27 protein-coding genes and 1 tRNA gene are annotated in these 25,469 nt (G+C 70.2%); 10 read left to right on the top strand and 18 right to left on the bottom strand.

The window, feature by feature from the left end; genetic code table 11:
• Positions 1-26: 26 nt before the first annotated feature.
• The 3 genes from KVS71_RS06865 to KVS71_RS06855 all read right to left on the bottom strand — a co-directional run bounded on the left by KVS71_RS06865 (position 27) and on the right by KVS71_RS06855 (position 2,885).
• Entirely contained in the window at positions 27-314 is a 288-nt protein-coding gene (locus KVS71_RS06865; protein ID WP_060921915.1) for a WXG100 family type VII secretion target, read from the bottom strand.
• 125 nt (positions 315-439) lie between these two features.
• Positions 440-2,131: a HAMP domain-containing sensor histidine kinase gene (locus KVS71_RS06860; RefSeq protein WP_217584194.1), complete on the bottom strand. Its 1,692-nt coding sequence runs from the start codon at positions 2,129-2,131 to the stop codon at positions 440-442.
• 61 nt (positions 2,132-2,192) lie between these two features.
• Entirely contained in the window at positions 2,193-2,885 is a 693-nt protein-coding gene (locus tag KVS71_RS06855) for a response regulator transcription factor (protein ID WP_025105529.1), read from the bottom strand.
• Between the two features lie 118 nt (positions 2,886-3,003).
• Here KVS71_RS06855 and KVS71_RS06850 point away from each other — a divergent pair, with 118 nt between their 5' ends.
• Entirely contained in the window at positions 3,004-4,005 is a 1,002-nt protein-coding gene (locus tag KVS71_RS06850) for a type II CAAX endopeptidase family protein (RefSeq protein ID WP_217584193.1), read from the top strand.
• A gap of 15 nt (positions 4,006-4,020) precedes the next feature.
• Here KVS71_RS06850 and KVS71_RS06845 read toward each other — a convergent pair whose 3' ends face one another.
• From KVS71_RS06845 to KVS71_RS06835, 3 genes are read right to left on the bottom strand one after another with little or no spacing between them, the layout of a single operon-like run.
• Positions 4,021-5,661 (bottom strand): DNA repair helicase XPB, encoded by a 1,641-nt coding sequence (locus KVS71_RS06845; protein ID WP_083370903.1) that lies wholly within the window; start codon positions 5,659-5,661, stop codon positions 4,021-4,023.
• A gap of 36 nt (positions 5,662-5,697) precedes the next feature.
• Complete coding sequence (locus tag KVS71_RS06840; RefSeq protein WP_217584192.1) at positions 5,698-7,401, bottom strand: helicase-associated domain-containing protein; 1,704 nt, start codon at positions 7,399-7,401, stop codon at positions 5,698-5,700.
• A 10-nt stretch (positions 7,402-7,411) separates the two neighbouring features.
• Complete coding sequence (locus tag KVS71_RS06835) at positions 7,412-7,687, bottom strand: hypothetical protein (RefSeq protein WP_060921798.1); 276 nt, start codon at positions 7,685-7,687, stop codon at positions 7,412-7,414.
• A 113-nt stretch (positions 7,688-7,800) separates the two neighbouring features.
• Between KVS71_RS06835 and KVS71_RS06830 the strand changes: the two genes are divergently transcribed.
• A complete protein-coding gene (locus KVS71_RS06830; protein ID WP_025105533.1) occupies positions 7,801-8,181 on the top strand; it encodes a cold-shock protein in 381 nt (126 codons plus the stop codon).
• Entirely contained in the window at positions 8,165-8,767 is a 603-nt protein-coding gene (locus KVS71_RS06825) for a DUF3027 domain-containing protein (RefSeq protein ID WP_060921797.1), read from the top strand. Before KVS71_RS06830 ends, KVS71_RS06825 begins: the two co-directional genes overlap by 17 nt.
• 9 nt (positions 8,768-8,776) lie before the next feature.
• On the opposite strand, the gene serC is transcribed toward KVS71_RS06825, so the two are convergent.
• Positions 8,777-9,889, bottom strand: coding sequence for a phosphoserine transaminase (serC, locus tag KVS71_RS06820; protein WP_217584191.1), 1,113 nt, complete (start codon positions 9,887-9,889; stop codon positions 8,777-8,779).
• A gap of 101 nt (positions 9,890-9,990) precedes the next feature.
• Between serC and KVS71_RS06815 the strand changes: the two genes are divergently transcribed.
• From KVS71_RS06815 to KVS71_RS06800, 4 genes are all read left to right on the top strand, one after another.
• Positions 9,991-10,692 carry a metal-dependent transcriptional regulator gene (locus KVS71_RS06815; RefSeq protein WP_025105536.1) on the top strand — a complete coding sequence of 234 codons (702 nt, stop codon included), beginning with the start codon at positions 9,991-9,993 and terminating at the stop codon, positions 10,690-10,692.
• Positions 10,693-11,034: 342 nt separating this feature from the next.
• Positions 11,035-11,760 (top strand): M23 family metallopeptidase, encoded by a 726-nt coding sequence (locus KVS71_RS06810; protein ID WP_231919647.1) that lies wholly within the window; start codon positions 11,035-11,037, stop codon positions 11,758-11,760.
• A 307-nt stretch (positions 11,761-12,067) separates the two neighbouring features.
• Complete coding sequence (locus KVS71_RS06805) at positions 12,068-12,565, top strand: HNH endonuclease (protein WP_060921795.1); 498 nt, start codon at positions 12,068-12,070, stop codon at positions 12,563-12,565.
• 48 nt (positions 12,566-12,613) lie between these two features.
• Positions 12,614-12,687: transfer RNA gene (locus tag KVS71_RS06800), tRNA-Arg, on the top strand.
• An 18-nt stretch (positions 12,688-12,705) separates the two neighbouring features.
• Here KVS71_RS06800 and KVS71_RS06795 read toward each other — a convergent pair.
• Genes KVS71_RS06795 through idi form a run of 8 tightly spaced genes read right to left on the bottom strand, consistent with a single transcriptional unit; the run spans position 12,706 to position 20,607 of the window.
• A complete protein-coding gene (locus KVS71_RS06795) occupies positions 12,706-14,892 on the bottom strand; it encodes an MMPL family transporter (RefSeq protein ID WP_217584190.1) in 2,187 nt (728 codons plus the stop codon).
• A gap of 41 nt (positions 14,893-14,933) precedes the next feature.
• Positions 14,934-15,827, bottom strand: a complete 894-nt coding sequence (locus KVS71_RS06790; RefSeq protein ID WP_217584189.1) for a prenyltransferase — start codon at positions 15,825-15,827, stop codon at positions 14,934-14,936.
• On the bottom strand, positions 15,824-16,162 hold the full coding sequence (locus KVS71_RS06785; protein WP_144882434.1) for a lycopene cyclase domain-containing protein: 339 nt from the start codon (positions 16,160-16,162) through the stop codon (positions 15,824-15,826). The genes KVS71_RS06790 and KVS71_RS06785 overlap by 4 nt, the downstream gene beginning before the upstream one ends.
• Positions 16,159-16,506: a lycopene cyclase domain-containing protein gene (locus tag KVS71_RS06780; RefSeq protein WP_060921791.1), complete on the bottom strand. Its 348-nt coding sequence runs from the start codon at positions 16,504-16,506 to the stop codon at positions 16,159-16,161. Before KVS71_RS06780 ends, KVS71_RS06785 begins: the two co-directional genes overlap by 4 nt.
• Positions 16,506-18,098: a phytoene desaturase family protein gene (gene crtI / locus KVS71_RS06775; RefSeq protein ID WP_217584188.1), complete on the bottom strand. Its 1,593-nt coding sequence runs from the start codon at positions 18,096-18,098 to the stop codon at positions 16,506-16,508. Before crtI ends, KVS71_RS06780 begins: the two co-directional genes overlap by 1 nt.
• Positions 18,095-19,003 carry a squalene/phytoene synthase family protein gene (locus KVS71_RS06770; protein ID WP_217584187.1) on the bottom strand — a complete coding sequence of 303 codons (909 nt, stop codon included), beginning with the start codon at positions 19,001-19,003 and terminating at the stop codon, positions 18,095-18,097. Before KVS71_RS06770 ends, crtI begins: the two co-directional genes overlap by 4 nt.
• Positions 19,000-20,082, bottom strand: coding sequence for a polyprenyl synthetase family protein (locus tag KVS71_RS06765; protein WP_217584186.1), 1,083 nt, complete (start codon positions 20,080-20,082; stop codon positions 19,000-19,002). The genes KVS71_RS06770 and KVS71_RS06765 overlap by 4 nt, the downstream gene beginning before the upstream one ends.
• Before the next feature lie 3 nt (positions 20,083-20,085).
• Positions 20,086-20,607, bottom strand: coding sequence for an isopentenyl-diphosphate Delta-isomerase (idi, locus tag KVS71_RS06760; RefSeq protein WP_060921787.1), 522 nt, complete (start codon positions 20,605-20,607; stop codon positions 20,086-20,088).
• A gap of 75 nt (positions 20,608-20,682) precedes the next feature.
• On the opposite strand from idi, the gene KVS71_RS06755 reads away from it, so the two are divergent.
• The gene (locus KVS71_RS06755) at positions 20,683-21,315 is read left to right on the top strand and encodes a MarR family winged helix-turn-helix transcriptional regulator (RefSeq protein ID WP_105950249.1); all 633 of its coding nucleotides are present in this window, start codon (positions 20,683-20,685) and stop codon (positions 21,313-21,315) included.
• Positions 21,316-21,332: 17 nt separating this feature from the next.
• On the opposite strand, the gene KVS71_RS06750 is transcribed toward KVS71_RS06755, so the two are convergent.
• Positions 21,333-21,695: an Lsr2 family protein gene (locus KVS71_RS06750; RefSeq protein ID WP_025105548.1), complete on the bottom strand. Its 363-nt coding sequence runs from the start codon at positions 21,693-21,695 to the stop codon at positions 21,333-21,335.
• Positions 21,696-21,784: 89 nt separating this feature from the next.
• On the bottom strand, positions 21,785-22,642 hold the full coding sequence (locus tag KVS71_RS06745; RefSeq protein WP_060921785.1) for a LuxR C-terminal-related transcriptional regulator: 858 nt from the start codon (positions 22,640-22,642) through the stop codon (positions 21,785-21,787).
• Positions 22,643-22,751: 109 nt separating this feature from the next.
• Here KVS71_RS06745 and KVS71_RS06740 point away from each other — a divergent pair, with 109 nt between their 5' ends.
• Both KVS71_RS06740 and KVS71_RS06735 read left to right on the top strand, forming a co-directional pair.
• Positions 22,752-23,099 (top strand): DUF485 domain-containing protein, encoded by a 348-nt coding sequence (locus tag KVS71_RS06740; RefSeq protein WP_060921784.1) that lies wholly within the window; start codon positions 22,752-22,754, stop codon positions 23,097-23,099.
• Positions 23,096-24,733 (top strand): cation acetate symporter, encoded by a 1,638-nt coding sequence (locus KVS71_RS06735; RefSeq protein WP_060921783.1) that lies wholly within the window; start codon positions 23,096-23,098, stop codon positions 24,731-24,733. Before KVS71_RS06740 ends, KVS71_RS06735 begins: the two co-directional genes overlap by 4 nt.
• A 63-nt stretch (positions 24,734-24,796) precedes the next feature.
• On the opposite strand, the gene KVS71_RS06730 is transcribed toward KVS71_RS06735, so the two are convergent.
• Positions 24,797-25,309 (bottom strand): methylated-DNA--[protein]-cysteine S-methyltransferase, encoded by a 513-nt coding sequence (locus KVS71_RS06730; protein WP_217584185.1) that lies wholly within the window; start codon positions 25,307-25,309, stop codon positions 24,797-24,799.
• Positions 25,310-25,469: the final 160 nt, after the last annotated feature.

Below are 25,469 nucleotides of genomic sequence, written 5' to 3'. Positions count from 1 at the left end.
CTCCGGCCGGGGGCTTTCTGCGTCGCTCAGCGGAAGAGGCTCGCCGAGTACTGATCCGCTTCGGCGTACTGGGTGGCCACGGCGCCGAGCGATGTCCCGATCCCGTCCAGGACGAGCTCGACGTGCTGCTGAGCGCCCTGCCACTCTTCGGCGCAGCCTTGGAACGCCGTGGCGGCGGTGCCGACCCATGCGGTCTGCAGCTGCCTGAGCTGAGACATGAGGGTGGCGGATTCGGTGCGCAGGCGCTCGATGGTGGCGCGGGTCGCGGCTTCCGCCGCGTGGACGGCGTCGGTGTCGACGGTGAAGACGGTCATGGGAACTCCCTTCGAAGAAGCTCCGACGGTACGGGGGCTGCAGCGTCGTCGAAGAGGCGAGCCCGCATCGGCTCCGGAAGCCGGGAGAAGCCCGCCTCGCCCGTGGATGGTGCAGGAGCGAGTGCCTACGGGAGGTCGTCGAGCCGCTCCAGCGGCTGCGTGTCCTCGAGGAGATGCTCCGGGGTCGAGCGCGCGGGGGCGAGCGGGAGCGTGACGGTGAACGTGGCGCCGCCTCCCGGGCTCTCCGACACCGCGATGTCACCATTGAGCGCCTTGAGGATCGAGGCGACGATGGCGAGCCCCAGACCGGACCCGCCGGTCTCGCGCGCCCGCGACGTGTCGGCGCGCCAGAACCGCTCGAAGATCTGCTCGCGGATCTGCGGTGGCACGCCCTCGCCATGGTCGACGATCGAGACGCTCGCGGTGCCCGCCGTGCGGTCGGAGTCCACGACGATCTCGATCGGGCTGTCCTCGGGGGAGAAGCGGCGGGCGTTGCCCAGGAGGTTCGTGACGACCTGTCGGACCTTGTTCTCCTCGCCGAGCACGATCGGCGGCGTCCGGACCGGGATGTCCGCCACCTCGGTGAAATCGATGGCCGGAGGCTGCGCCGGCGTCCGCGGACGACGGCGCAGCCGTGACAGGGTGGCCCGGGGGCGCGTCTTGGGGGCGGGCTCCGGGGCGATGGGCACCACAGGCGTGCGGATGGGGGCCGTGGGCACGTTCTCGACCGTGCGGTCGATCACGGAGATCACCCGGCCGGGGGCGGCGGCGCGCACGTCCAAGGCGGCGTCGCGGGCGATGGGACGGAGGTCGAGAGGAACGATCTGCGGCTCCCGCTCCTCATCCAGACGAGCGAGCGCCAGCAGGTCCTCCACGAGGACGCCCATGCGGATCGCCTCCTTCTCGATGCGCTCCATCGCCCGGGCGGTGTCCTCCTCGCCCTTGATCGCGCCCATGCGGTACAGCTCCGCGTACCCACGGACGCTGACGAGCGGAGTGCGCAGCTCGTGGCTGGCGTCGCCGATGAAGCGTCGCATGTGCTGCACGGTGCGATCGCGCTGAGCCAGGGAGCGATCCACCCGGTCGAGCATCGTGTTGATGGCCGCGTTCAGGCGCCCGACCTCGGTGGTCGGCTCCAGATCCGTGAGCCGCTGTCGGAAGTCGCCGGCGGCGATCGACATGGCGGTCTGCTCGACCTGCCCGAGCCGGCGGAACGTCAGCGTCACGAGGCCGCGGGTGAGCAGCGCCGCGACGAGGATCGTGATGAGGGCGATGGTGATGTAGATCCCGAAGTACTGGCTGATGATGCGGTCGGCTTCGGCGAGGGGGAGCGCCACCATCTGGATGCTCAGCGGGTCGCCCTCCTGCTGCACGACGGCCGCGGCGGCGTGGTAGACCCGGCCGTCCGTGTCCTCGAGGGCGAGCACCTGGTCCTCGTTCGCCTGGGCGTCGGACAGGGAGTACTCCGCGGGGAAGACCGGAGCCCGGCCGGAGGCACTGGGTGCGGTCGCGCGGAGGGCGCCCTCCGCATCGTAGATCGCGAAGGAGAAGTCACGGGGCTTCTCGTCTCTCGGCGTATAGGTGGTGACGCCGTCGATCGTCGTCGTGTCGAAATAGCGGTCGACGAGGTCGCTGGTCACCAGTGCAGGGAGCTGTGCATTGATGTTCTCCACGAGGGCGTTACGCAGCAGCGGCACCGTGCCGATCCCCGCGACGAGGAGACCGAGGGCGAGCACGGCGACCGTGACGCCGGTGACCTTGGCGCGGAGGCTGATCCGCCGCCACCACGCGGTGACCGCATCCGGCTTGTGCGCCATGCGGTCCTCCCTCGTGCGGCGGCGATGCCGTCCGGGGACGGCGGGTGCGGGCTCGACGGTCTCAGACCGTCTTGCCCACCTTGAGCATGTACCCGAAGCCGCGCTTCGTCTGGATCAGCGACTCCTCCGTGTGCGGATCGATCTTGCGACGCAGGTACGAGATGTAGCTCTCGACGATGCCGGCGTCGCCGTTGAAGTCGTACTCCCAGACGTGGTCGAGGATCTGCGCCTTCGACAGCACCCGGTTCGGGTTCAGCATGAGGTAGCGGAGGAGCTTGAACTCGGTCGGGCTCAGGTCGATCGGCTCCTTGCCGACGTGCACGTCGTGCGTGTCCTGGTCCATGGAGAGCTCGCCGGCGCGGATGATCGACTCCTCGTCGGCCTGCATCGTGCGGCGGAGGATGGCCTGGGCCCTGGCGACGATCTCGTCCAGGCTGAACGGCTTGGTGACGTAGTCGTCGCCGCCGGCGTTCAGGCCCTCGATCTTGTCCTCCGTGCCGTCCTTGGCCGTGAGGAAGAGGATGGGGGCGGTGAATCCGGCGCCGCGGAGGCGCTTGGTCACGCTGAACCCGTTCATGTCGGGGAGCATGACGTCGAGGATGATGAGGTCCGGCTCCTCCTCGAGGACGGCGGAGATCGTGGCGGCGCCGTTGGCCACCGTCTTCACCTGGAACCCGGCGAAGCTGAGACCCGTGGAAAGCAGGTCGCGGATGTTGGGCTCGTCGTCGACGACCAGGATGCGCGCAGCAGTCATGACCCCATTATGGTGACTTCGGCCATGCGCGGGCTGATTATCCTGCGGAACGGCGTGGATGCGGTCCATCCGTCGGCCGGTGGATGTGCTGCACAGCCGTCCGGGGGAGGATCGAGGCATGAGTTCGATCGAGGACGCCACCGTCGCCCCCGTCTCCCCGTCCGCCCCCTCGTCGGAGGTGTCCGCTCGCGGGGTCGAGTACCACCGTCTGGCGCTCCTCCGTCCGCGTCCCCGCTGGTGGAAGCCGCTGCTCACCGGACTCCTGGGCATCGCGTTCTACCTCGCGATCCTCGTCCTGGTGATCGTGCCGCTCGTGATCGTGGCGGCCCTCGTCCCGGAATGGGGAGCGGAGCTGCAGATGCTCTTCCGCACCACCGCCTACTTCCAGCTCGATCGTCCATGGCTCCTGGTGGCGCTCGTGCTGCCGCTCATCCTCATGATCCCGGCGCTGCTGCTGGCCTCGCGGGTCGTCCAGGGACGAGGCGTCGGCCTGCTGTCCTCGGTCGCCGGGCGGCTGCGGATGGACTGGCTCGGTCGGACCCTCGGGCTGGCGTTCGCGGTGTTCGTCGTCTACTTCGCCGTGGTGCTCGGCTGGTCGGCGGCCCTCGGCGATGCGGTGACGCCGGACTTCTCGCACCCGGGGCTCCTGCTCATGGTGGTGCTGCTGCTCGTGCTGATCCCGTTCCAGGCCGCCGCGGAGGAGTACGTCTTCCGCGGCTATCTCATGCAGCTCGTCGGGACCTGGTTCCGGCACCCCGCCTTCGCGATCCTGCTGCCGGTGCCGCTGTTCGTGCTGGGGCACGGCTACGACATCTGGGGTGCGGCGAGCGTCGGCCTCTTCGCCGTCGTCGCCGCCTGGCTCACGTGGCGGACGGGCGGGCTGGAGGCGGCGATCGCGCTGCACATCGTGAACAACCTGATGATCTTCCTGCTCGGCTCCGTCGCCGTGGTCGACGCGAACGCCACTTCGGGGACGCCGGTGGATCTCCTGGGCTCGGCCGCGGCGATGCTCGTCTTCGCCGTCGTCGCAGACCGCTGGGCGCGCCGGAGAGGGATCACCCGGACCGCGTCAGCCGTCGCCCGCGGGACGCACCTCCTGCCGCCGAGGATGCACGGCTGAGCGCCGCGACCCTGTTCAGGCGGCGATCGCCTCGGCGTCCATGATCGTGTAGCTGTACCCCTGCTCCGCGAGGAACCGCTGCCGGTTCTGCGCGTAGTCCTGGTCGATCGTGTCGCGGGCCACGAGCGTGTAGAAGCTCGCGGTGTGGCCGGACTGCTTGGGGCGGAGCAGCCGCCCGAGTCGCTGGGCCTCCTCCTGCCGCGAGCCGAACGAGCCGGACACCTGGATGGCCACCGATGCCTCGGGGAGGTCGATGGAGAAGTTCGCGACCTTCGAGACCACGAGCAGCGAGATGTCGCCCTCGCGGAATGCCCGGTACAGCTCCTCGCGCTCCTCGACCGGGGTGGACCCGGTGATCTGCGGGGCGTCGAGCGCCTGCGAGAGCGCGTCGAGCTGGTCGAGATACTGGCCGATGACGAGGATCTGCTCGCCCTGGTGGGCCGCGATCAACTCGCGCACCGCATCGATCTTCGCCGGGGCGGAGGCCGCGAGCCGGTAGCGCTCATCGTCTGTCGCCGCCGCGTACTCCAGGCGGTCCGCCGGGGGGAGGTCGACCCGCACCTCGAAGCAGGCAGCGGGGGAGATGAACCCCTGCGCCTCGATCTGCTTCCAGGGGGCGTCGAAGCGCTTGGGGCCGATGAGACTGAACACGTCACCCTCGCGGCCGTCCTCGCGGACCAGGGTCGCGGTGAGGCCGATCCGGCGCCGCGCCTGCAGGTCGGCGGTGAGCTTGAACACCGGGGCGGGCAGCAGGTGCACCTCGTCGTACACGATGAGGCCCCAGTCCAGGGCGTCGAGGAGTGCGAGGTGCGCGTACTCGCCCTTCCGCTTCGCCGTGAGGATCTGGTACGTCGCGATCGTGACGGGCTTGACCTCCTTGGCCTGCCCGGAGTACTCGCCGATCTCCTCGGGTGTGAGGCTGGTGCGCTTGAGCAGCTCGTCCCGCCACTGCCGTGCGGACACCGTGTTCGTCACGAGGATGAGCGTCGTCGTCTTGGTCGCCGCCATGGCCCCGGCGCCCACGATCGTCTTGCCTGCGCCACAGGGGAGCACGACCACACCCGAGCCGTCCTTCGAGAAGGCGTCGACGGCGTCCTGCTGGTACGGGCGGATGGTCCAGCCGTCCTCGGCCAGCTCGATCTCGTGGGGCGTGCCGGGGGTGTAGCCGGCCAGGTCTTCGGCCGGCCAGCCGATCTTCAGGAGCTCCTGCTTGATCTGACCGCGGGCCCACGCGTCGACGACGAAGGTCTCCGGCGTGGGGTGCCCGATGAGCAGCGGCTGGATGCGCTTGTTGTTCGCGACCTGAGCCAGCACGGCGGGATCGGTCGAACGCAGGATGAGCACGCCCTCGTCGTCGCGCTCGATGACCAGGCGCCCGTACCGGTTGACCGTCTCGCGCAGGTCGACCGCGACGGAGGGCGGCACGGGGAAGCGCGACCAGCGGTCGAGCGTCTCCAGCATGTCCTCAGCGGTGTGCCCGGCCGCGCGGGCGTTCCACAGACCGAGCCGCGTGATCCGGTACGTGTGGATGTGCTCGGGCGCGCGCTCCAGCTCGGCGAAGATCGCGAGCTCGTGGCGGGCGCTCTCGGCGTCGGCGTGGGCGACCTCGAGGAGCACGGTGCGGTCGCTCTGGACGATCAGGGGGCCATCAGACATAGCTGACCAGTCTACCGGCCCCTGGCTGCCCGAGGCCTAAGACGGGACGACGGTGGCGGCACGGATGCTCGACACGGGCAGGGTGCGCTCGACGTCAGCTGCCCTGTCCCTCCCCCGCAGTCGCCCACCGCCGATCCCGGTGGCTTCGAGGAGGAGGTCCCTGGTGGAACCGTCCGGCATGCCGACCGTCACCCGCAGCACGGCCTTCGCGCGCACGGCCGCCTCCAGTTCCCTGTCCAGCCACGCGGCGTCCGCATCAGGACCCTGGCCTTCGCGCAATCGGGCGATCAGCGGTCCGTAGTCGGCGTCGGAGGTGGGATCCGGCACGGCGGCCGGATGGCGTGTGCGCACCGCGACGGTCCCGTCGCGATCGACGAGCGTCGCCGGATACCGGGCGTCGGTCAGCGCCCAGTAGACGGTGTCCTGCCCGACTTTGGTCGTCAGCGATCCCCCGTGCACGGCGAGCCCGAGAGGGCGCAGCGACTGGTCGACCGCCATGGCCTCGAGGAGGTGCGCATCAGCGCTCTCCACCCGTGTGCGTCCGGTCTCGTCGTCCACCGAGACCCGTACGAGCCCGTGACGCTGCGCGGTCTGCGCGACGAGGTAGCCCAGGGGCTGCGGGATGCCCGTGAGCGAGATCCCCCCGAGGAACTCCAGGATCGACGCCTCGTCCTCTCCCGCGGCGAAGGCGTGCGCGACGGACTCCGCCGTGAACCGGTACGACGAGGCCTGGGAGGCGGACTCCCGGCGGGCCATGGTGCGTAGGCGCACGTCCAGTGCGGGTTGCAGCGGACCGGGGGCGATCGCCGTGAGGTCGTTCTGCAGGAAGATCCGATCGACCTCCGCGGGCAGGAGTATCGACAAGGGTGAAGGGTCCGCAGCCGCACCGCTTCGCAACGGCGCAGACCACGGGGGCTCGGAGCCGTCCTCGGCGATGAGGCCGAGCAGACGAGCGGCCTCGAGCTGCCGCGCTGCCTCTTCCGGCCAGGCCGGGTCCCACGGGTGGGCCAGAGGCCATTGGCCGGGTGGCAGCCAGCCGCCCGTCGCGGTGCGGATCCCCCGAGGGAGGGTGTCGCGGAAGGTCGTGGCCAGGAGGCCCCAGCGGGCGGGAGCGGGGGAGCGGAGCCATTCCTCTGCTACGGGTGTGGTGCGCAGCAGTCGCTCGACCGGGGTGGCCAGGCCGGCTCGCACGGCGAGAGCCACCAGCGGGTCCACGCTCTCGACGGCGAGACCCGCCTCGGCGAGCTGGCGCTTCTGACCTGCGCTCACCGCCCCGCCCATGAGAAGCGCGAACGGCTGCTCTCTGGCGAGCAGGAGGATGTCGGCGAGTACGCCGACAGTGGTGAACGCCCGCTCGGCGGCGTGCGCGGCCGCGGATTCCTCCGCGGCCGGTGCGGGCGTCTCATCGAGCGGAGCAGGTCGTGGTCTTCCGGCGACGGCGTCGGCGACCGGCGGATGCGGCGTGCCGTCGGGGCGGAGCAGGGCGAGTGCGGTCAGGCGCTCACGCCCGGCGCCGGCGTCGCCTCCCTTCGCAGCATCGACGAGCGCGGCGGCCTCCGCGGCGGTGAGGGTCGGGAGCACGCGGCCGATCGACGAGGGCTCCAGCAGGGCCTCCGCGGCGTCGAAGAGATCCTGCCAGGTGGCGTCGGGACGCACGCCGCGCGCGGACAGCAGCGCCGTCAGCTCGTCATCGCTCGCCGCAGCCAGGTCGTCGGCCAACGGGCGTGCGTGCGTGCTCATCGATGCGGCCTCAACGACGCGACTCGGCGCGGCCCTTCCGCACGAAGCTCATCACCAGCAGCACGATGATCATGATGAAGGCGAGAGGCAGGCCCCAGTACGGGATCGCCGCGATCACCGGCCAGAGGCCTTCGCCGAACGCGGCCCGGTCCATGCCGAGCGCCGTGCCGATGATGATGACAAAGAAGCAGATCACCGAGGCCGCCGCGATGCCGAGCGCGGTGAACGCCAGGATGCGGTCGATCCGACGGATGGGGACCTCCGGTCCGGGACTCTGCGTACTCATCGGCCCCAGCCTACTCGCACGCGCGGGAGCGGTTCCGTTCCGCGCGTGACCGGTAGGCTGGGGGCACGCGCACGAGCGCGCTCCGTCAGCATTCGATCCAGCGAGGTTCTCCCATGCCCACCGGCAAGGTCAGGTTCTACGACGAAGACAAGGGTTTCGGCTTCATCGCCAGCGATGACGGCCAGGACGTCTTCCTGCACGCCTCCGCGATGCCGGCAGGCACCGCCGTGAAGGCCGGTGCACGCGTGGAGTTCGGCGTGGCCGACGGCAAGCGCGGCCTCCAGGCACTGTCGGTGCGCGTGCTCGAAGCGCCGCCCAGCCTGGCGAAGGCGAAGCGCAAGCCCGCCGACGACATGGCCATCATCATCGAGGACCTCGTGAAGCTCCTCGATGGCATCGGCGGCGATCTGCGCCGCGGCCGCTACCCTTCCTCCAGCCATGGTCGCAAGATCGCGGCCGTCCTGCGCAAGGTCGCCGATGACCTCGAAGCCTGACGCCGACGCGCGTCTCATCGAGGCGCATGACCTCGCGCTCTCCGCACTGCGTGAGATCACTCCCGCCGCCACGATCGGGCCGGCTGCGGGTTTCACGCCGGAGGACGACGGATCCGTCTCGCTGCGGTTCGAGAACCGTCTTCCCGGTTACCCGGGCTGGTACTGGACCGTGACGGTCGCTCGGGTCGACGACGAGGAGCCGACCGTCCTCGAGGTCGAGCTGCTCCCCGGCGACGGAGCGCTCCTGGCCCCGGAATGGGTCCCGTGGGCGGAGCGCCTCGCCGAGTACCGTGCGCACCAGGCCGAGCTGGCCGAGGCCGCGGCAGCCGGCGGTGAGGACGAGGACGCTGACGGGGACGACGAGGACGGCGACCTCGACGACGGCATCGACGATGACGAGCTCGATGAGGATGGCTCGGACATCCTCCACGCCGGCGATCTCGACGGCGTGGACATCGACGAACTCGACGACTCCGACGAGGAGGACGCGTCCGGCGACGACGTCGACGAAGACGACGAGGCAGAGGACTCCGAAGACGACGACGCCGACGCCCGCGATGCGGACGCCGGCGACGAAGAGGAGTGAGCCGGGCGGTCAGCCGCCCATGTTCTCCTGCACGAAGTCGATGGCCCGGATGAGCTGACGCACGTCGTCCGGCTCGATCGAGACGAAGGTCGCCACCCGCAGCTGGTTGCGGCCGAGCTTGCGGTACGGCTCGGTGTCGACGATGCCGTTGGCGCGCAGCGTTTTCGCGATCGCCGCGGCGTCGACGCTCTCGTCGAAGTCGATGGTCGCCACCACGGGCGAGCGGTGCGCCGGGTCGCTGACGAAGGGCGTCGCCACGGCGGACGCCTCCGCCCAGTCGTAGAGCACCGACGACGACTCCGCCGTCCGTGCCGCAGCCCACGAGAGCCCGCCGTTGTCGAGGATCCACCGCAACTGGTCGTCCAGGAGCAGCAGCGTCGTCAGAGCGGGTGTGTTGAGCGTCTGGTTGAGCCGCGAGTTGTCCACCGCATGCTTCAGGCTCAGGAACTCCGGGATGTACCGCCCCGAGGCGGCGATCCGCTCGATGCGGTCGATCGCGGCGGGGGAGACCGCGGCGAACCAGAGTCCGCCGTCGGAGCCGAGGTTCTTCTGCGGGGCGAAGTAGTAGACGTCGGCCTGCGCCATGTCGAGGTCGATGCCGCCCGCGGCGCTCGTCGCGTCGATCACGGTGAGCGCTCCTTCCGCGTGGACGCGCTGGATCGGCGCGGCCACGCCGGTGGAGGTCTCGTTGTGCGGCCAGGCGTACACGTCCACACCCTCGACGAGCTCGGCGGCGCTGCGCGACCCGGGCTCGGCGGAGCGGACGTCGGGAGCCTCCAGCCAGGGAGCGGCGGCGGCCTTGGCGAACTTGCCTCCGAACTCGCCGAACACGAGGTTCTGGCTGCGACGCTCGATGAGACCGAAGGCCGCGGCGTCCCAGAACGCCGTCGAGCCGCCGTTGCCGAGGATGATCTCGTATCCCTCCGGGAGGCGGAAGAGAGCGGCCAGCTGCTCGCGGACGCTGCCGACGAGGTTCTTCACGGGCGCTTGGCGATGCGATGTGCCCAGGATCGAGGCTCCCGTCGTGACGAGCGCCTCGAGCTGCGCGCCGCGCACCTTCGAGGGTCCGCAGCCGAAGCGGCCGTCGGTGGGCAGGAGGTCACGGGGAATCTCGATCGCCATGGCTAGATTCTAGGGGGATCGCGCCGCCGTCCCTCCCGCCTCCGCCCCGTCCGATGTCGCCGGAGGAATGTAGGCTTGCCTAAGAACTTTCGGAGGGCCACATGACGGATCTGATCGACACCACGGAGATGTATCTCCGCACCATCCTCGAGCTCGAGGAGGAGAACATCGTGCCGCTGCGGGCGCGCATCTCGGAGCGCCTCGGCCACTCCGGTCCCACCGTCTCGCAGACCGTCGGACGCATGGAACGGGACGGCCTCGTCGTGGTGTCCGAAGACCGCACGCTCGAGCTCACCGACGCCGGACGTCGCAAGGCCGTCGACGTCATGCGCAAGCACCGCCTCGCCGAGCGCCTGTTGTCCGACGTGATCGGGCTGGACTGGGCGTTCGTCCACGAGGAGGCCTGTCGCTGGGAGCACGTCATGAGCGAGCAGGTCGAGCGCCGTCTCGTCGAGCTGCTCGGTCACCCCACCGAGTCGCCGTACGGCAACCCGATCCCGGGCCTCGACCAGCTCGGCGACCTTCCCGCCCGCACCTTCGACGAGGGTGTCATCGGCCTCGTGCAGCGGCTGAATGCCGCGGGCGAGCCGGTCGAGGGGACCGTCCGCCGTCTCGCCGAGCCGGCCCAGGTCGACCCCGAGCTCCTGGAGCAGCTGCGTGACGCGGGCGTCGTCCCGGGTGCGCGCGGAGACTTCCGCTTCAACGAGGGCTACGTGCTCATCCAGATGGACGGCAAGGAGGAGGGCCTGGAGCTTCCGGTGGAGCTGGCCTCGCACATCTTCCTCGTCGGCGAACCGGCCTGAAAACCCTCACCGAGGATTGTCAGTTTCCCAGGGTGACATGATCGTTATCTTCCGGTAACCTCGGTCAGGTCCTCAGCGAAGAAGCCCGCTGGGGGCGAACCGCGAAGATCCGCCTTCCGGCTCGTCGTCTTCCCGAGAGGGATGCGCTCGAACCCGAGCAGTGCATCTCTGCCCTCGGGCAGAGGCCGACGAGCCAGCGCCACCCGAGGTGCGAAGGCTCAGGAGGACCACGTTTTGGCCGCAGACATCGAACCGACCGCGAAGACATCTGAAGATCGAGTACCCGCCCGGCGCACCGGTGCCAGGGTCAGTGCTCGGAAGATCGCAGCCCCTCTCCGGTCGGTGGCGATCTTCGGTGCCGTCGGTGCTCTCGTCGCCGCCGTCGCGCTCCCCGCCTACGCGGCCTCGAAGCCGACGGACGCCACGGCGCAGACCGTGCAGCAGCTCGCCGCGGTCGACGCTCAGTCGCTCGTCGTCGCATCGGAGGCCACGGCGGCTCCGCTCGTCCGTGGCGCCTTCAGCGCGACCACGCCGGAGGAGATCGAGAAGAAGAAGGCAGAAGAAGCGGCCGCCGCCGCGGCCCGTGCCGCTGCTGCCACCGCGTCCGCCTCCGCGTCCGCGCCGTCCTCAGGCACCTTCAACACGTCCGGCTACGCGCTCGTCGCCCCCGGCTCCGGCCAGGTCCGCTACCCCTTGCCGCTCGGCTCGTGGAACGTCAGCCGTACCGTCGGCGGCGGCCACAACGGCGCCGACATGCTCGCGCCGGCCGGTACGCCGATCTATGCCGCCGCCGCAGGCGTCGTGCGCGCCTCGGCCGAGAGCATCGGCGGCTACGGCGTCGCCGTCATGCTGGACAGCGTCGTGGGCGGACAGCAGGTCCAGACCACGTACGGCCACATGCTCTACGGGTCGCGCCAGGTGCAGGCCGGCCAGACCGTCGCCGCCGGGCAGCTGATCGGCTACGTCGGCAGCACGGGCCGGTCGACCGCGAACCACCTCCACTTCGAGGTCTGGATCAACGGCGGTCTGGTCGAGCCGATGTCCTGGCTCTCCGTCAACGCCGGCTGAGCGGGACACGTTCTCGAGCATTCATCTCCCGTTTCGCCTCGGTCCTCGCGGGATGGGTTAGCCTGAACCCGTCGTCATACAGACGGGAGAGGCTGATGGAGCGAACACCGAGCATCCGAACCATGGACGCTCTCGGTCGTCACGTCCTTCGGCATTGCCCGCAGGGATGCCGCGGTGCTGCCGCGCGCGAGAGGCGCCGTCTGTAGACGGCGCCTTTTTTCGTCCCTGCGAACACTCTTCCTCCTGCACGACGTCGTGTGAGTCGAGAGTGCCGGGAAGCCGTCCCGGCGGATCGAGAGGATGACGAATGCGCACACTGGTCCTGAACGCCGGATACGAGCCGTTGGCGATCGTGTCCTTCAAGAGAGCCCTCGTGCTGGTGATGAACGACAAGGCGACGGTCATCGAGAGAGTCGAGGACGACCCTGTCTGGGGTACTCACGGCGTCTACGATCGCCCGGCGGTGATCATCCTCTCCCGCTACGTGCGCGTCCCCCTCAGCCGTCGCGTGCCGGTCACGCGACGTGGCGTGCTGCGGCGTGACGGGCATCGCTGCGGATACTGCGGCAAGGCCGCTGCGACCATCGACCACGTCCTGCCACGGTCGCGCGGCGGCGCGGACTCCTGGGAGAACCTCGTCGCGTGCTGCCTGCGCTGCAACAACCTCAAGAGCAACCGCACCCCGCAGGAGATGCGGTGGCAGCTGCGGTTCACGCCGCGACCGCCGCACGGAACGGCATGGACGGTACGCGGGGTGGAGCGCAGCGATCCTCGGTGGGAACCCTACCTCGCCCTCGCCGCGTGACGGACGGCGCGAGGGCGCGCAACCCTGGTCCCGTAGACTGGGTTGCGCGCCCTCGTAGCTCAGCAGGATAGAGCAGCCCTCTCCTAAAGGGCAGGTCGCAGGTTCGAATCCTGTCGAGGGCACTCCCGCTTCCGCACGCGTCAGGGGCGTCCGCGCCGCCAGAGCTTCGACGGCCACCAGATGGGCTTGCCGATGTCGTACGCGAGCGCCGGCACGAGCAGCGAGCGCACCACGAAGGTGTCCAGCAGCACTCCGAACGCGACGATGAACGCGAGCTGCACGAGGAAGAGGATCGGGATCACCGACAGCGCCGCGAAGGTCGCCGCCAGCACCAGGCCCGCGGAGGTGATGACGCCTCCGGTGATCGAGAGCCCGCGCAGGATGCCCTCCCTCGTCCCGTGCTGCTTCGACTCTTCCCGCACCCGCGTCATGAGGAAGATGTTGTAGTCGATGCCCAGGGCGACGAGGAACACGAAGCCGTAGAGCGGGACGGCGGGATCGGCGCCGGGGAAGTCGAAGATGCCGTTGAACACGAGGGCCGAGACCCCCATGGCCGTACCGAAGGACAGCACCGTCGTGAGGATCAGCAGCACCGGCGCGAGGATCGAGCGCAGCAGCAGCATGAGGATGATCATGATCACGACGAGGATCACCGGGATGATGAGGTTGCGGTCGTGGATGGACGCGTCGTTCGTATCGATCGAGGTGGCCGTCACCCCGCCCACCACGGCGCCGAGGTCATCGAGCTCTCCCCGCAGCTCGCGCACGGTGGAGGCCGCGGCCGCAGAGTCAGCGGCGTCCGTCAGCGTCGCCTGCAGGAGCACCTGACCGTCGACCGTCGTGGGGTCGGGAGCCGGGGTCCCGGGAGGGCCGACGGCCGTGATCCCGTCTGCCGTCACCGGCGCGGATCCGCTCGGCGAGTCGGCCGCGGTGACGGTCACCCCGTCGATCCCGTCGTTCGCGAGGAGCACGTCGGCGGCATCCTGCAGGTTGTCCTCGTCGACGATCACGGAGACCGGGCTCCCCGAGCCGCCGGGGAAGTGCTCGCCGAGCGCGACCTGGCCGTCGCGCGCCTCGGAGGCCCCGAGCACGAGGTCGGACTGCGGCACCCCCTGAGCGTCCAGCTGGGTGACCCCGGCCGCGCCCGCGAGGAGGACGAGCGTGGTCGCGATCCAGATCACGCGCGGGCGCTTCTTGATGAGGCCGGACAGTCGTGCCCAGAGGCCGGTGGTGCGCATGCCGTGCTCCTCGGCAACGACCGCGGGCTCGAAGCGGGGACGCCGCGGCCAGAAGACCGCGCGCCCGAACAGCAGCAGCAGCGAGGGCAGGAGCGTGAGCGCGGACAGCATCGCGAACACGATGCCGATCGCCGCGACCGGGCCGAGGGTGCTGTTCGACTTCAGGTCGCTGAGCAGCAGGCACAGGAGTCCCGCGATCACGGTGCCCCCGGACGCGACGATCGGCTCGACCGACCCCTTCCACGCGGCGAGGAGCGCGACGCCCTTGTCCTGCGAGACCCGCAGCTCCTCCCGGAACCGCGCGACGAAGAGCAGCGCGTAGTCGGTGGCGGCGCCGATCACGAGGATGAAGAGGATGCCCTGGGTCTGCCCGCTGAGCAGCAGGATCTCCCACTTGGCCAGCCACCAGACGACGAGGAGCGCGACGCACAGGGCGAACAGGCTCGTGGAGAGCACGACGAGCGGCAGCAGGAACGAGCGGTAGACGAGCACGAGGATCACGAGCACGGCGAGCAGGGCGACGCCGAGGAGGAGGCCGTCGATGCCGGCGAACCCCGCGGCGAGGTCGGCCGTGAAGCCCGCAGGACCGGTGATGTAGACCGTGATGCCGTCCGGCACCGCGGCGCGCAGCTCATCGCCGAGAGCGGTGGTGGCATCGCTGAGCTCGGCGTCGCCGTCGATCGGGATGAAGGCCTGCACGGCGCGGCCGTCCTCGGACGGCAGCGCCGGGGAGACGTCGTCCGCGACGCCCTCCACGTCCGGCGCGTCGGCCACCGCGTCGGAGATCGCTTCGAGCTCGGACGGCGTCAGCTCCTCCTCCGAGGTGAACACCGCGATCGCCGGGATGGCGTCGCTGTCGGTGAACTCGCCGAGGAGCTGCTGCACGGTCGTGGCGTCCGCGGACTCCGGGAGGTAGGTGGTCTGGTCGTTCGACGACACCTCGTCGACCTTCCCGAACAGCGGACCGCCGAAGGACGCACCCGCGAGCCACACCAGGATGAGGGCGACGGGCAGGAACACCCGCAGCCAGGAATGGCGGCGGGTGCGCTCGCGGGTCGGCGGCGTCGGTGCGGGGGCGGGGCGGGACATCGGGGTCCTTTCAGGCGGGCGGTCGGGGAGGGTGCGACGGGTCAGGAGACCCAGGCGAGGATGAGGATCATCGTGGCGAGGAAGCCAGCGATGTAGTTGAGCGCGATGAACCGGCGCCAGGCGCGGTTCGTGCCGGCCGAGGTCTCGTCGGTGACGTTCCACCACGGCGCGGCGTTGACGATGTAGGGCAGCGCCAGCACGGCGGCGAGCGGTCCGGGCCAGGGGGTCAGCAGCATCGCGGCGCCGGCGATCGTCCAGAGCACGAGGGAGAGCCGGACGGTGGCCCTGGCTCCGATCACGGTCGCGATGGACGAGATGCCGCCCTCGCGATCGGGCCCGATGTCCTGCACGGCGCCGAAGGCGTGGGCCGCCATGCCCCAGAGGAAGAAGGCGACGAGGACGAGGACGGCGGTCGTCGTGACGGGGGCTCCGGCGAGGGAGAGGCCGACGAGGGCGGGGCTGACGAAGTGGGTGCTCGAGGTCACGGAGTCCAGGAAGGGACGCTCCTTGAAGCGCAGCGCCGGTGCCGAGTAGGCGAGGACGGCGAAGACGCTGACGGCGAGCCACAGCCAGGATGCCGGGGTACCGACCGCGAACAGGTACACGAGGAACGGCACGTTCGTGACCGCCGCCGCCCACAGCGTCGCGCGGTGGATCCGCGGGGACAGCAGGGCGCCCTCGATCCCGCCCTTGCGGGGGTTGGCCAGATCGGAGGCGTAGTCGAAGACGTCGTTGATGCCGTACATGGCGAGGTTGTACGGGACGAGGAAGTACAGCGTGCCGATCACGAACGTCGCGTCGATCTCCCTGGTGCTCAACAGGTAGGCGGCGGCGAAGGGGAAGGCGGTGTTGATCCAGCTGATCGGTCGGGAGGAGAGGACGATCTGGGCGATGTCGCGGCCGGGGCCCCCGGTGCGGGACGTCTGATCGGTCATGCCTGCTCCTCCGTCCGGGCGGCGGCGCGCGTCCGGGAGCGGCGCCCGCGGAGGGCGGTCCACAGCGCGGGGAGCAGCAGCACACCTGCCAGCGGGTAGGCGAAGTCCTCGATCGGGGCGAGCCCGATGTGCAGGCCGGCGAGCGGGCCGGGCGCGTAGTGGAAGAGGCCGGTGGCGATCATGACGGTGTCGAACACGGCGGTCAGCACGAGGAGGGCGAGGGCTGTCAGCGCGAGGGCGCCGAGGTGCGGGGTGCGGCGTGCGGCGACGCCGAGGGCGACCGCGGCGAGAGCGGCGACGGCGAGGAACACGGCGGACAGCTGCAGGTAGGTCATCGCGCCGCTCCTTGCGCCTGGGAAGTGCCATGGCGGCGCTCCAGGAGGCGCACCGCGCCGCCGTAGAGCACCATCGTGCACACGACGAGGAAGACGAGGAAGATCGGCTCTTCGAGAGGGAGTTCGGGAGCCAGGACGATGCCCGTGGCGATCGCCGCCTCGCCGCGGAAGAAGATCCCCGCCGCGATACCGGCCACATCCCAGACGAGGAAGAAGGCGAGGCCGACGGCGGTGACGACGGCCGCCGCCACGGCGTCGCGCCAGAAGAACAGGCGGAACCGCCAGTCCAGCAGGAGCATGCAGCCGAGGGAGACGAGCAGGGCGGCCAGATAGATCGCGCCCATCATGCCCGCTCCGCGCTCGTCGGCCGTGGGGCCGGCTCCGGCAGCGGACCGGGGGAGTGGTCGCCCCGGATGCGCTTGAGCACGATCTCGGCGCTGATGAGGCACATCGGCACGCCCACACCGGGGGCGGTGGTCGCTCCGGCGTAGTACAGCCCCTGCACGCGGCGGGAGGCGTTCTGCGCGCGGAACATGGCACTCTGCGAGAGGATGTGCGCGGGCCCGAGCATCCCACCCCGCCAGGAGTGGTAGTCGTCGCGGAAGTCGGCAGGCCCCACGGTCTCCCGGACGACGATCCGCTCCCGAAGGTCGGGGATCCCCGCCCACGTCTCGATCATGTCGATCGCGGCGTCCGCGGCCTTCTCGACAGCCGCGGAGCCGGCGCCGTCGCTTCCCCCGTGCCCGAGATCGACGTCGGCCGGCACCGGCACCAGCACGAAGAGGTTCTCGTACCCGTCCGGCGCGACCTCGGCGTCGGTGGCGCTGGGGCGGCAGACGTAGGTGGACGCCGGGCTGGGGACGGCAGGGGTGCGACCGAAGATCGCGTCGAAGTTCGCATCCCAGTCGTCGGTGAAGAAGAGCGAGTGATGGGGGAGCTCGGGCAGGGCGCCGCGGACGCCGAGCATCACGAGCACGCCGCCGGGCCCGCTCGTGCGCCGCGCCCACCAGGACTCCGGGTAGGACTGCAGCGTCGGGGGCAGCAGCGCCGTCTCCGTGTGGTGCAGATCGGCGCCGGAGACGACGATGTCCGCGTCCTCCACATGGTGGTGGCCGTCGCGGTCCGTCCAGCCGACCCCGGTCGCATGGGTCGCGCCGTCGGCATCCTGGGTGCGGATCCCGGTGACCTCCGCGCCGGTGACGATCCGGGCGCCGGCATCCTGGGCCAGCGCCGCCAACCGTTCGACGACGCGCCAGAAGCCGCCCTGCGGATACAGCACGCCCTGGTCGAGGTCGAGCGCGCTCATCAGGTGGTACATCGCCGGGGCCGTCCGGGGATCGGTGCCGAGGAAGACCGCGGGGTAGCCCAGGATCTGGCGCAGCACCGGGTTCCGGAAGCGGCGGGCGGCGAAGGCCTGGAGGCGCGTGCCGAGCAGCGAGAAGAGCCGAGGGAGCGCGCGCACCACCTCGGGCGCGGCCAGCGTCCTGGTCCTGGTGAACGGGTTGTAGAGGAAGTACCTCCTCGCCATCGCCCCGGCATCGTGGGCGGAGGCGAGGTATGTGTCGAGCGCAGCAGCGGAGCCGGGTTCCATCGACTCGAACAGCGCCGAGACGGCGTCCCGTCCGGCAGGCACCGTGACCGGAGCGTCGCCGGACTCGGGGGAGCGGAAGACGCGATACCCCGGGTCGAGCAGGGTCAGGTCGAGCTGCTCCTCGGTGCTCGTGCCCATCATCGCGAAGTAGTGGTCGAACACCTCGGGCATGAGGTACCACGAGGGGCCGGAGTCGAATCGGAAGCCGTCGCGCTCGATGGTGCCCGCCCGTCCGCCCACGCGGTCGTTCTTCTCCAGGACCACGACGTCGTGGCCGTCGCGTGCGAGCAGCCCGGCCGTCGCCAGGCCGGCCACCCCCGCGCCGATGATGACGACGCGGCTCATCGGTCCCGCTCCAGGCTCGTGACGGCGACGGCACGCGCGGCGAGCAGCGCCTTGATCGGATCCGGCACGCGGACCCGCCGGCGGTACAGCTCCGCGGCCGGCGTCCGCGCGACCTTCCGGGTCAGGGCGGCGAAGAGGGCGAGGGCGCTGCGCACCGCGGCACGGGCGTCCTTCGGGAGCAGCGGGATCGCAGCTCTCGCGTCGGTGAGCTGACGGTGGACCGTGTCGACCCAGGCGTCGCGGTCGGCATCGGTGAGACGAGCTGAGCCGCCGAGGTAGCCGCGCTGCAGGCGGTCCGTGTCGTCGGCCAGATCGCGGAGGAAGTTCACGTTCTGGAACGCGGCTCCCAGCCGCCGAGCCCCGCGCTCGAGGATGTCGAGCTCGGCCGGCGTCCGCGTGGCGTCGCGGAGGAAGACCCGCAGGCACATGAGGCCCACGACCTCCGCCGACCCGTAGACGTAGGCGGCGTGCGCGTCGGCGTCGTAGGCCGTGAAGCCGGAGTCACCGGCGATGTCGGCGCGCATCGAGTCGAAGAACGGCCGCGTGAGCTCCTCGCCGATCCCGCACGCGCGCGCCGTCCGCGCGAACGCGTGCAGGATGAGGTCGCTGCTGTAGCCGGTCCGCATCGCCCGATGCGTCTCCGCGATGTACGAGTCCAGGGCGGTCGCCTGGGCGCCCGCGTCGAGCCCGGCCTCCGCGGCGACACCGTCGACGATCTCGTCGGCGATGCGCACCATGGCGTAGATGTTGCGGACGTGCTGACGGTGGCGTCGACCGAGGAGGCGAGTGGCCAGGCCGAATGATGTCGAATAGGTGCGGATCACGTTGGAGGTCGCGATCTCGGCGGTGCGGCTGAAGCGGCGCAGCGCCGCGTCGTCGCGATGCTCGGCGGGGGTCGCGGTCATCGGCTGCGGCCCTCGATCCGGTCGGCGAGAGCGAGGACGACGCGCCCCGCGTCGGCGGAGAGCGTGCCCGCCTCCTCCGCTTCCGCGAGGACTGTCGAGACGGCGGTCAGCTGCTCCTCCACGAGTCCGCGGACGAAGCCCTCCGCACCGCACTCGCGGAGGCGGTCGCGCATCTCCGCCGCGTCGTCGATGCTGAGGTCGGTGGCCCCGAATCGCAGTTCGATGCCGGGCCAGTGGCTGGTCATCCGCGCGTAGGCGATGATCGCGGTCTCCTTGCCCTCGCGGAGGTCGGAGTAGGGGTCCTTGCCGTGCGTGTCCGGGTCTCCGAACACGGACAGCAGGTCGTCCTGGAGCTGGTAGGCGAGCCCGAGGTGGCCGCCGATCTCGGTCAGCTGCTCCTCGGCTGCCGTCGACGCCCCCGACAGGATGGCCGCCGCGCGGAGGGGGAGGACGAATGAATAGGCGGCCGTCTTCGACGCGCTCGTGGAGAGGATGGTGCGGAGGTCGGCCGCGATGATGCCGTCGCTGAGGGCCACGTCCGAGTGCTCGCCCGCGACGGTCTCGAACACCGTCGTCTCGAGGAGGGCGAGGAGCCGCTCCCGTCGCGCGGCGGGGATGTCGGCGCGGGCGAACCCGAGCACGGCACTGGACAGGAGGAGGTCTCCGAGGAGGATGGCGCTCGACCGGCCCCAGTGCAGGGCCGCCTCGCCACCGGCGTCGGGGCGACGGGAGACGAGGGAGCCGATGAGGTTGGGGCGGCGGCGGCGCGTGAGGTCGCCGTCGATCACGTCGTCGTGCAGGAGGAACGCGAAGTGCAGGAGCTCGACATGAGCGGCCACGTCGATCGCCCGCGCGGTGTCCTTCGCCGTGAGGGGAGCCGCGGTGAGTGCGGACAGCAGGTCCATGAGCATGCGCGGACGCAGGAGCTTCCCGCCGAGGGCGTGCTCTGCCGCCGTGTGCCACAGCGCGGCGAACTCCGCCCCGTAGTGCTCGGCGGCGACCGTGCGCTCGGCGAAGCGTCGTCGCAGCACCGCCTCGATGCGGGTGCCGAGGTCTTCCTCTGTCACGGTGACGGCCATGGCTCAGACCTCTCCGTGTCGTCGAAGGAGCGGGAGCTGCTCCGCGAGCCAGGGGCTGAAGGCGAAGGGGGTGCGGATGACCGCGGCGAGCAGGTCGTCCACATCGACCCATTCCCATTCCGCCACCTCGTCGGGATTCGCGGCGGGCTGCCCGTCGATCACGGCGACGTGCACCGGGCAGATCTCGTTCTCCACGATGCCGCTCGCGTCCACGGCGCGGTAGCGGTAGTCGGGGAGCGCGAGCCGGACGTCGCTGACCTGGACCCCCAGTTCCTCGGAGCCGCGTCGGCGCACCGCCTCGATCATGTCCTCGCCGGGCTGCGGGTGACCGCAGAAGCTGTTGGTCCAGACACCCGGCCACGTGCGCTTGCCGAGGGCGCGACGGGTGACGAGCAGGCGTCCCTCTCGATCCTGCACGTAGCAGGAGAAGGCGAGGTGGAGGGGCGTGTCGGTCGTGTGGACTTCGCTCTTCGGCAGGATGCCGACGGCAGTCCCGTCTTCGGCGAGGAGTGTGACGTTGTCCATGGCGCCCTCTCGTCTTTTAGCTAACCTGGCGAAATATCAACTTAGCATGAAGCTGTTGGTGTGTAACATGATCGCATGCACTCCGAGCCCCGCACCACCCCGGTCGCCGAGGCGCCGGCGACCGCGGGGCCGGACGACCTGACCCATGGCGCGATCTACGACGTCGAGGCCAGCGATCCGCGCAGCACGCTCATCGACCGCTCCGGCGTCGCGCCGGAGGATCTGCGGCAGATCGCTCGCGTCATGGAGGCGCTCGGCGGATTGCGCGACGCCGAGCAGCGGCTGTCGCAGGCGTCGCGCCGGTACATGCAGCTGAACGAGACCGACATGCGGGCGCTGCACTATCTGATCGTGTGCGCGAATCGGTCGCTGGTGGCGACCCCCAGCGGGATCGCCCATCACCTCGGGGTCTCGACCGCGGCGACGACGAAGCTGCTCGACCGGCTCGAGAAGGGCGGGCACATCCGGCGCTCGCCGCATCCCACCGACCGACGAGCCCTCGCGATCACGATCACTCCGGAGACCAGGCACGCCGCGATGGAGACGGTCGGGCGGCAGCAGGCCAAGCGCTTCTACGCGGCCGCGCGGTTGTCGGCGGCGGAGCGCGATGTGGTGATCCGGTTCCTCCAGGACATGACGGAGGAGATCACCCTGCGTGACGAGCCGTGGGCCACGCAGGGCGTACACGAAGATCCCGCCCGACCGTGAGGTGGGGCGGGACCGGATCAATGAGCGGCGCGGTACGCGTCGAGGATGGGGGCCGGAACTCGTCCCCGCTCCGAGAGCGTGTACCCGTTCTCCTTCGCCCAGGCGCGGATCGCCGCGACCTCGGGGTTGCGTGAGGGCCGCTTCCGCGACGAGGAGGAGGACGAGGAGCGCCCTCCGCCGGTGGACGCACCGGATCCCGCCCGACGCCCGGCCGTGATGTACGGCTCGAGGGCCTGACGCAATTCCTCGGCGTGCGCGGAATTCAGATCGATCTCGTAGGAGGTGCCGTTCAGCGAGAAATGCACGGTCTCGCCTTCTCCGACCTCCAGGACGGTGCCGTCGATATCGTCGACCAGCTGGTGCACAATTCGTCTCGCCATGACGGCGACTTTATCGCGGCGGCGGGAATGCGCACAACAAAGGCCGCTCCTTCATCGCCCCGTATGACGCGGTCGTGGAGAATGCCGATTCAGGGAAGCAGGCCCGCGCGACGTGCTTTGGTCACGGCGGCATGCCGCGTCGACGCGTCCAATTTCGACATCGCGGTGCCGAGATAGGCCTTGACGGTGCCTTCCCGCAGACCGAGGTGCGCGGCGATCTCCGCATTCGTCGATCCGAGGGCGGCGCACGCGAGGACGTCGGTCTCGCGCGGGGAGAGGTGGATGACGGGGACGGGACCGGTCGTCGTCGGGAGGTCGTCACCGGCGAGGGTCAGCAGTCGGCGCTCGACCTGCGCCAGCCGCGCGCGGATGCCGGCGTCGTCCACGGTGGCGGCGATGCTGCGCAGCTCGGCGAAGCTCTCCCGCAACTCCTCGCGCTGGGCCGGCGCGACCGTTGCGGGCGACGGGGACGCGGCCCGCAGACGGCGCTGCACCTCGTCCCGGATGCGCAGCTCATCGGCGACGGATTGGGCGACCTGCATCGCCGGTGCCGTCGTCACGCCGCCGATCCTCTCCTCGGCCCAGGCGCCGGCATAGAGCACGCCGCGCGGGCGCCCCTGGACGACGATCGGCAGGGCGAGCAGCGTCCGCAGGCCTTCGCCGAGCACGAAGACGTCGTAGTCGTGGGTGATCTGGCGGGAGGAGCCGTAGTCGCTCGTCATCCGCGGGCGCAGCTCCATCATCGCCCGCCCGCCGAGGCCGCGCTCGGGGCGCACGCGGAGCCCGTCGAGAGCACGCGTGCGGGCACCGACGATGCTCGTGACGCTCACGACGCCCTCTTCGATCAGCCCGCCGAACGCGACGGGGAAGCGCGTGCGCCGCGCGAGCTCGCGCACCGCGTTGGCGACGAGCTCCGCCTCGGATTCGACGGTGATCGGAGAGCTCACGAATACCTACTTTCGGGGGTGACGGCACCGTTCCCCGTTTCGTAGCGTCGACCCTACCACTCGGGCGGCGACAGCCGCGCGTGCAGCGGACATGTGGCAAGGAGGCCCCATGAGCGAACAGGTTCCGACCCCTCAGAACGGTGCGATCGATTACGTCGCCGTCGAGCAATCCCCTCGATTCCTGCGATTGAAACGGACGCAGCGCTCTTTCATCTTCCCCCTCGCCGCGTTCTTCCTCGTGTGGTATTTCGTCTACGTGCTGCTGGCGGCATTCGCCCGCGATTTCATGGCGCAGCGCGTCTGGGGCGATATCACCGTGGGGCTGCTGTTCGGGCTCGGACAGTTCGTGACGACATTCGCCATCACGATGGCGTATGTCGCATTCGCGAATAGGAAGCTCGACCCGCTGGCATCGGAGATCCGCGAAGAACTCGAGAAGGCGCAGGCGGACGCATGACCATCATCCGCACGGCCACCGAGGATGTGGCACTCGACATCAATCCGGTATTCAACATCTCGATCTTCCTCGCTTTCGTCGCGGTGACGTTGTTCATCGTCATCCGCGCCAGTCGGAACAACAAGACGGCCGCTGACTACTACGCAGCTGGTCGTTCCTTCACCGGGCCCCAGAACGGATTCGCGATCGCCGGCGACTATCTCTCCGCCGCGTCGTTCCTCGGCATCTGCGGCGCCATCGCGATCAACGGGTACGACGGATTCCTCTACTCCATCGGATTCCTCGTCGCCTGGCTGGTGGCGCTGCTGCTCGTGGCGGAGCTCATGCGCAACACGGGCAAGTTCACGATGGCGGACGTGCTCTCGTTCCGCTTGAAGCAGCGCCCGGTGCGGATGGCGGCGGCGATCACCACGCTCGCGGTCTGCTTCTTCTATCTCCTGGCGCAGATGGCGGGGGCGGGCGGCCTCGTGTCCCTGCTGCTCGGGATCGACGGGCGCGTCGGGCAGTCGGTCGTCATCGCCGTCGTCGGCATCCTCATGATCGTCTACGTGCTCATCGGCGGCATGAAGGGCACCACCTGGGTGCAGATCGTCAAGGCGGTGCTCCTCATCGGCGGTGCCCTGGCGATGACCATCTGGGTCCTCGCGATCAACGGCTTCAGCCTGAACACCCTCCTGGAGGCCGCGGTGGCCAACTCCGACAAGGGTGAGGCGGTCCTGGCGCCCGGTCTGCAGTACGGGGCCAACCCGTGGGACTTCCTGTCGCTGGGCATGGCCCTCGTGCTCGGCACTGCGGGTCTGCCGCACGTGCTCATGCGTTTCTACACCGTGCCGACGGCCAAGGAGGCACGGCGTTCGGTGGTGTGGGCTATCTGGCTGATCGGCGGGTTCTACCTGCTCACGCTGGTGCTCGGTTACGGAGCCGGTGCGCTCGTCGGCGCCGATGTGATCGCCGCGGCACCCGGGGGAGTGAACTCCGCTGCGCCGCTGCTGGCGTTGAAGCTCGGCGGTCCGGTGCTCCTCGGGTTCATCTCCGCGGTGGCGTTCGCCACGATCCTCGCGGTCGTCGCCGGACTCACCATCACGGCGGCGGCGTCGTTCGCCCACGACATCTACGCGAACGTCATCCAGAAGGGGCGCAAGGACGCCTCGGGGAAGCCGGTCGAGGCCGATCCCAATGGCGAGGTGCGGGTCGCTCGCCGGACCGTGATCGTCATCGGCATCCTCGCGATCGTCGGCGGCATCGGGGCGCAGGGGCAGAACATCGCGTTCCTCGTCGCGCTCGCCTTCGCGGTTGCGGCATCGGCCAATCTGCCGACGATCCTCTACTCGCTGTTCTGGCGCCGGTTCACGACGCGGGGCGCGGTGTGGAGCATGTACGGCGGGCTCGGTTCAGCGATCATCCTCATCATCCTGTCGCCCGTGTTCTCCGGCACGCCGACGTCGATGATCCCGGGGATCGACATCGCCGTCTGGCCCTTGAACAACCCGGGCATCGTGTCCATACCGCTCGGGTTCGCGCTCGGCTGGCTCGGGACCGTCACCAGCACGCGGCGCGAGTCTCCCGAGCTGGCGGCCGAGATGGAGGTGCGCTCGCTCACCGGCTTCGGCGCGGAGAAGGCCGTCGACCACTGACGCGACCTCCTCGGGTGCGGGCCCGGCGGCCTACTCGCCGGGCCCGCACCCCAGGAGCGGGATTCATCGGGACTCGAGGTCCAGAAGGAAGCGCTTCCGTTCCGGATGGCCGCCGTAGTGCCCCGCGGAGCCGTCGGATCGCACGACCCGGTGCACGGGCACGATGATCGAGAACGGCGTGAGGCGGCACGCCGTCCCGACGGCGCGCGCGGCCCCCGGGTGGCCGGCGAGGACCGCGACCTCCCCGTAGCTCAGGGTCTGGCCCCAGGGGATGTCGCACACGGTGTGCAGCGCCGCCCGGTGGAATCCGTCCACGAGGCGCCAGTCGAGGCGCACGAGCTCGTCGAAGCGCACGGGCTCGCCGTCGAAGTAGGCATCGAGGAGCGGGACGAGCTCGTCGGCGGCGCCGGGCTCGGGCTCCGGGACGGCACCGAGCTGCCGCGACACGCTCTCGAGCAGCCAGGGCACCTGCGGGTCTGCGGACTCGGAGAGGTCGAAGCGCACGATGCCCTCGTCGGAGAAGACCGCGAGGGCATCGCCGAAGGGCGTCGGAGCGAAGTCATAGCGGAAAGTCATGTCCCCATCCTGACCGGCCCGCTCGACACGAGAGAACCGGTCGCCGGCCCGGTCGCGCGTTCCGTGGACAACGTGAGCGCACGACCGTCCGGGGAGGAGCAGTCCGAGCGGGCGTCGCACCGGCTGTTTTTCACCGGAAACCCGCCGTGGATACCGATCT

This window comes from Microbacterium sp. GbtcB4, assembly GCF_019091465.1.
Lineage (GTDB): Bacteria > Actinomycetota > Actinomycetes > Actinomycetales > Microbacteriaceae > Microbacterium > Microbacterium paraoxydans.
Note: the sequence above shows the minus strand (reverse complement) of the source record. Positions and strands in the feature narration are given on the sequence as shown.

What these genes read in the sequence shown, in the direction of transcription:
- KVS71_RS06825 (WP_060921797.1), top strand. Translation starts at nt 8,165, where the DNA reads ATGACCTCGAAGCCTGACGCCGACGCGCGTCTCATCGAGGCGCATGAC.
- serC (WP_217584191.1), bottom strand. Translation starts at nt 9,889, where the DNA reads ATGGCGATCGAGATTCCCCGTGACCTCCTGCCCACCGACGGCCGCTTC.
- KVS71_RS06730 (WP_217584185.1), bottom strand. Translation starts at nt 25,309, where the DNA reads ATGACTTTCCGCTATGACTTCGCTCCGACGCCCTTCGGCGATGCCCTC.
- KVS71_RS06805 (WP_060921795.1), top strand. Translation starts at nt 12,068, where the DNA reads ATGCGCACACTGGTCCTGAACGCCGGATACGAGCCGTTGGCGATCGTG.
- KVS71_RS06735 (WP_060921783.1), top strand. Translation starts at nt 23,096, where the DNA reads ATGACCATCATCCGCACGGCCACCGAGGATGTGGCACTCGACATCAAT.
- KVS71_RS06765 (WP_217584186.1), bottom strand. Translation starts at nt 20,082, where the DNA reads ATGGCCGTCACCGTGACAGAGGAAGACCTCGGCACCCGCATCGAGGCG.
- KVS71_RS06855 (WP_025105529.1), bottom strand. Translation starts at nt 2,885, where the DNA reads ATGACTGCTGCGCGCATCCTGGTCGTCGACGACGAGCCCAACATCCGC.
- KVS71_RS06845 (WP_083370903.1), bottom strand. Translation starts at nt 5,661, where the DNA reads ATGTCTGATGGCCCCCTGATCGTCCAGAGCGACCGCACCGTGCTCCTC.
- KVS71_RS06780 (WP_060921791.1), bottom strand. Translation starts at nt 16,506, where the DNA reads ATGGGCGCGATCTATCTGGCCGCCCTGCTCGTCTCCCTCGGCTGCATG.
- KVS71_RS06815 (WP_025105536.1), top strand. Translation starts at nt 9,991, where the DNA reads ATGACGGATCTGATCGACACCACGGAGATGTATCTCCGCACCATCCTC.
- crtI (WP_217584188.1), bottom strand. Translation starts at nt 18,098, where the DNA reads ATGAGCCGCGTCGTCATCATCGGCGCGGGGGTGGCCGGCCTGGCGACG.
- KVS71_RS06795 (WP_217584190.1), bottom strand. Translation starts at nt 14,892, where the DNA reads ATGTCCCGCCCCGCCCCCGCACCGACGCCGCCGACCCGCGAGCGCACC.
- KVS71_RS06860 (WP_217584194.1), bottom strand. Translation starts at nt 2,131, where the DNA reads ATGGCGCACAAGCCGGATGCGGTCACCGCGTGGTGGCGGCGGATCAGC.
- KVS71_RS06835 (WP_060921798.1), bottom strand. Translation starts at nt 7,687, where the DNA reads ATGAGTACGCAGAGTCCCGGACCGGAGGTCCCCATCCGTCGGATCGAC.
- KVS71_RS06750 (WP_025105548.1), bottom strand. Translation starts at nt 21,695, where the DNA reads ATGGCGAGACGAATTGTGCACCAGCTGGTCGACGATATCGACGGCACC.
- KVS71_RS06830 (WP_025105533.1), top strand. Translation starts at nt 7,801, where the DNA reads ATGCCCACCGGCAAGGTCAGGTTCTACGACGAAGACAAGGGTTTCGGC.
- KVS71_RS06850 (WP_217584193.1), top strand. Translation starts at nt 3,004, where the DNA reads ATGAGTTCGATCGAGGACGCCACCGTCGCCCCCGTCTCCCCGTCCGCC.
- KVS71_RS06740 (WP_060921784.1), top strand. Translation starts at nt 22,752, where the DNA reads ATGAGCGAACAGGTTCCGACCCCTCAGAACGGTGCGATCGATTACGTC.
- KVS71_RS06840 (WP_217584192.1), bottom strand. Translation starts at nt 7,401, where the DNA reads ATGAGCACGCACGCACGCCCGTTGGCCGACGACCTGGCTGCGGCGAGC.
- KVS71_RS06790 (WP_217584189.1), bottom strand. Translation starts at nt 15,827, where the DNA reads ATGACCGATCAGACGTCCCGCACCGGGGGCCCCGGCCGCGACATCGCC.
- KVS71_RS06770 (WP_217584187.1), bottom strand. Translation starts at nt 19,003, where the DNA reads ATGACCGCGACCCCCGCCGAGCATCGCGACGACGCGGCGCTGCGCCGC.
- idi (WP_060921787.1), bottom strand. Translation starts at nt 20,607, where the DNA reads ATGGACAACGTCACACTCCTCGCCGAAGACGGGACTGCCGTCGGCATC.
- KVS71_RS06865 (WP_060921915.1), bottom strand. Translation starts at nt 314, where the DNA reads ATGACCGTCTTCACCGTCGACACCGACGCCGTCCACGCGGCGGAAGCC.
- KVS71_RS06785 (WP_144882434.1), bottom strand. Translation starts at nt 16,162, where the DNA reads ATGACCTACCTGCAGCTGTCCGCCGTGTTCCTCGCCGTCGCCGCTCTC.
- KVS71_RS06755 (WP_105950249.1), top strand. Translation starts at nt 20,683, where the DNA reads ATGCACTCCGAGCCCCGCACCACCCCGGTCGCCGAGGCGCCGGCGACC.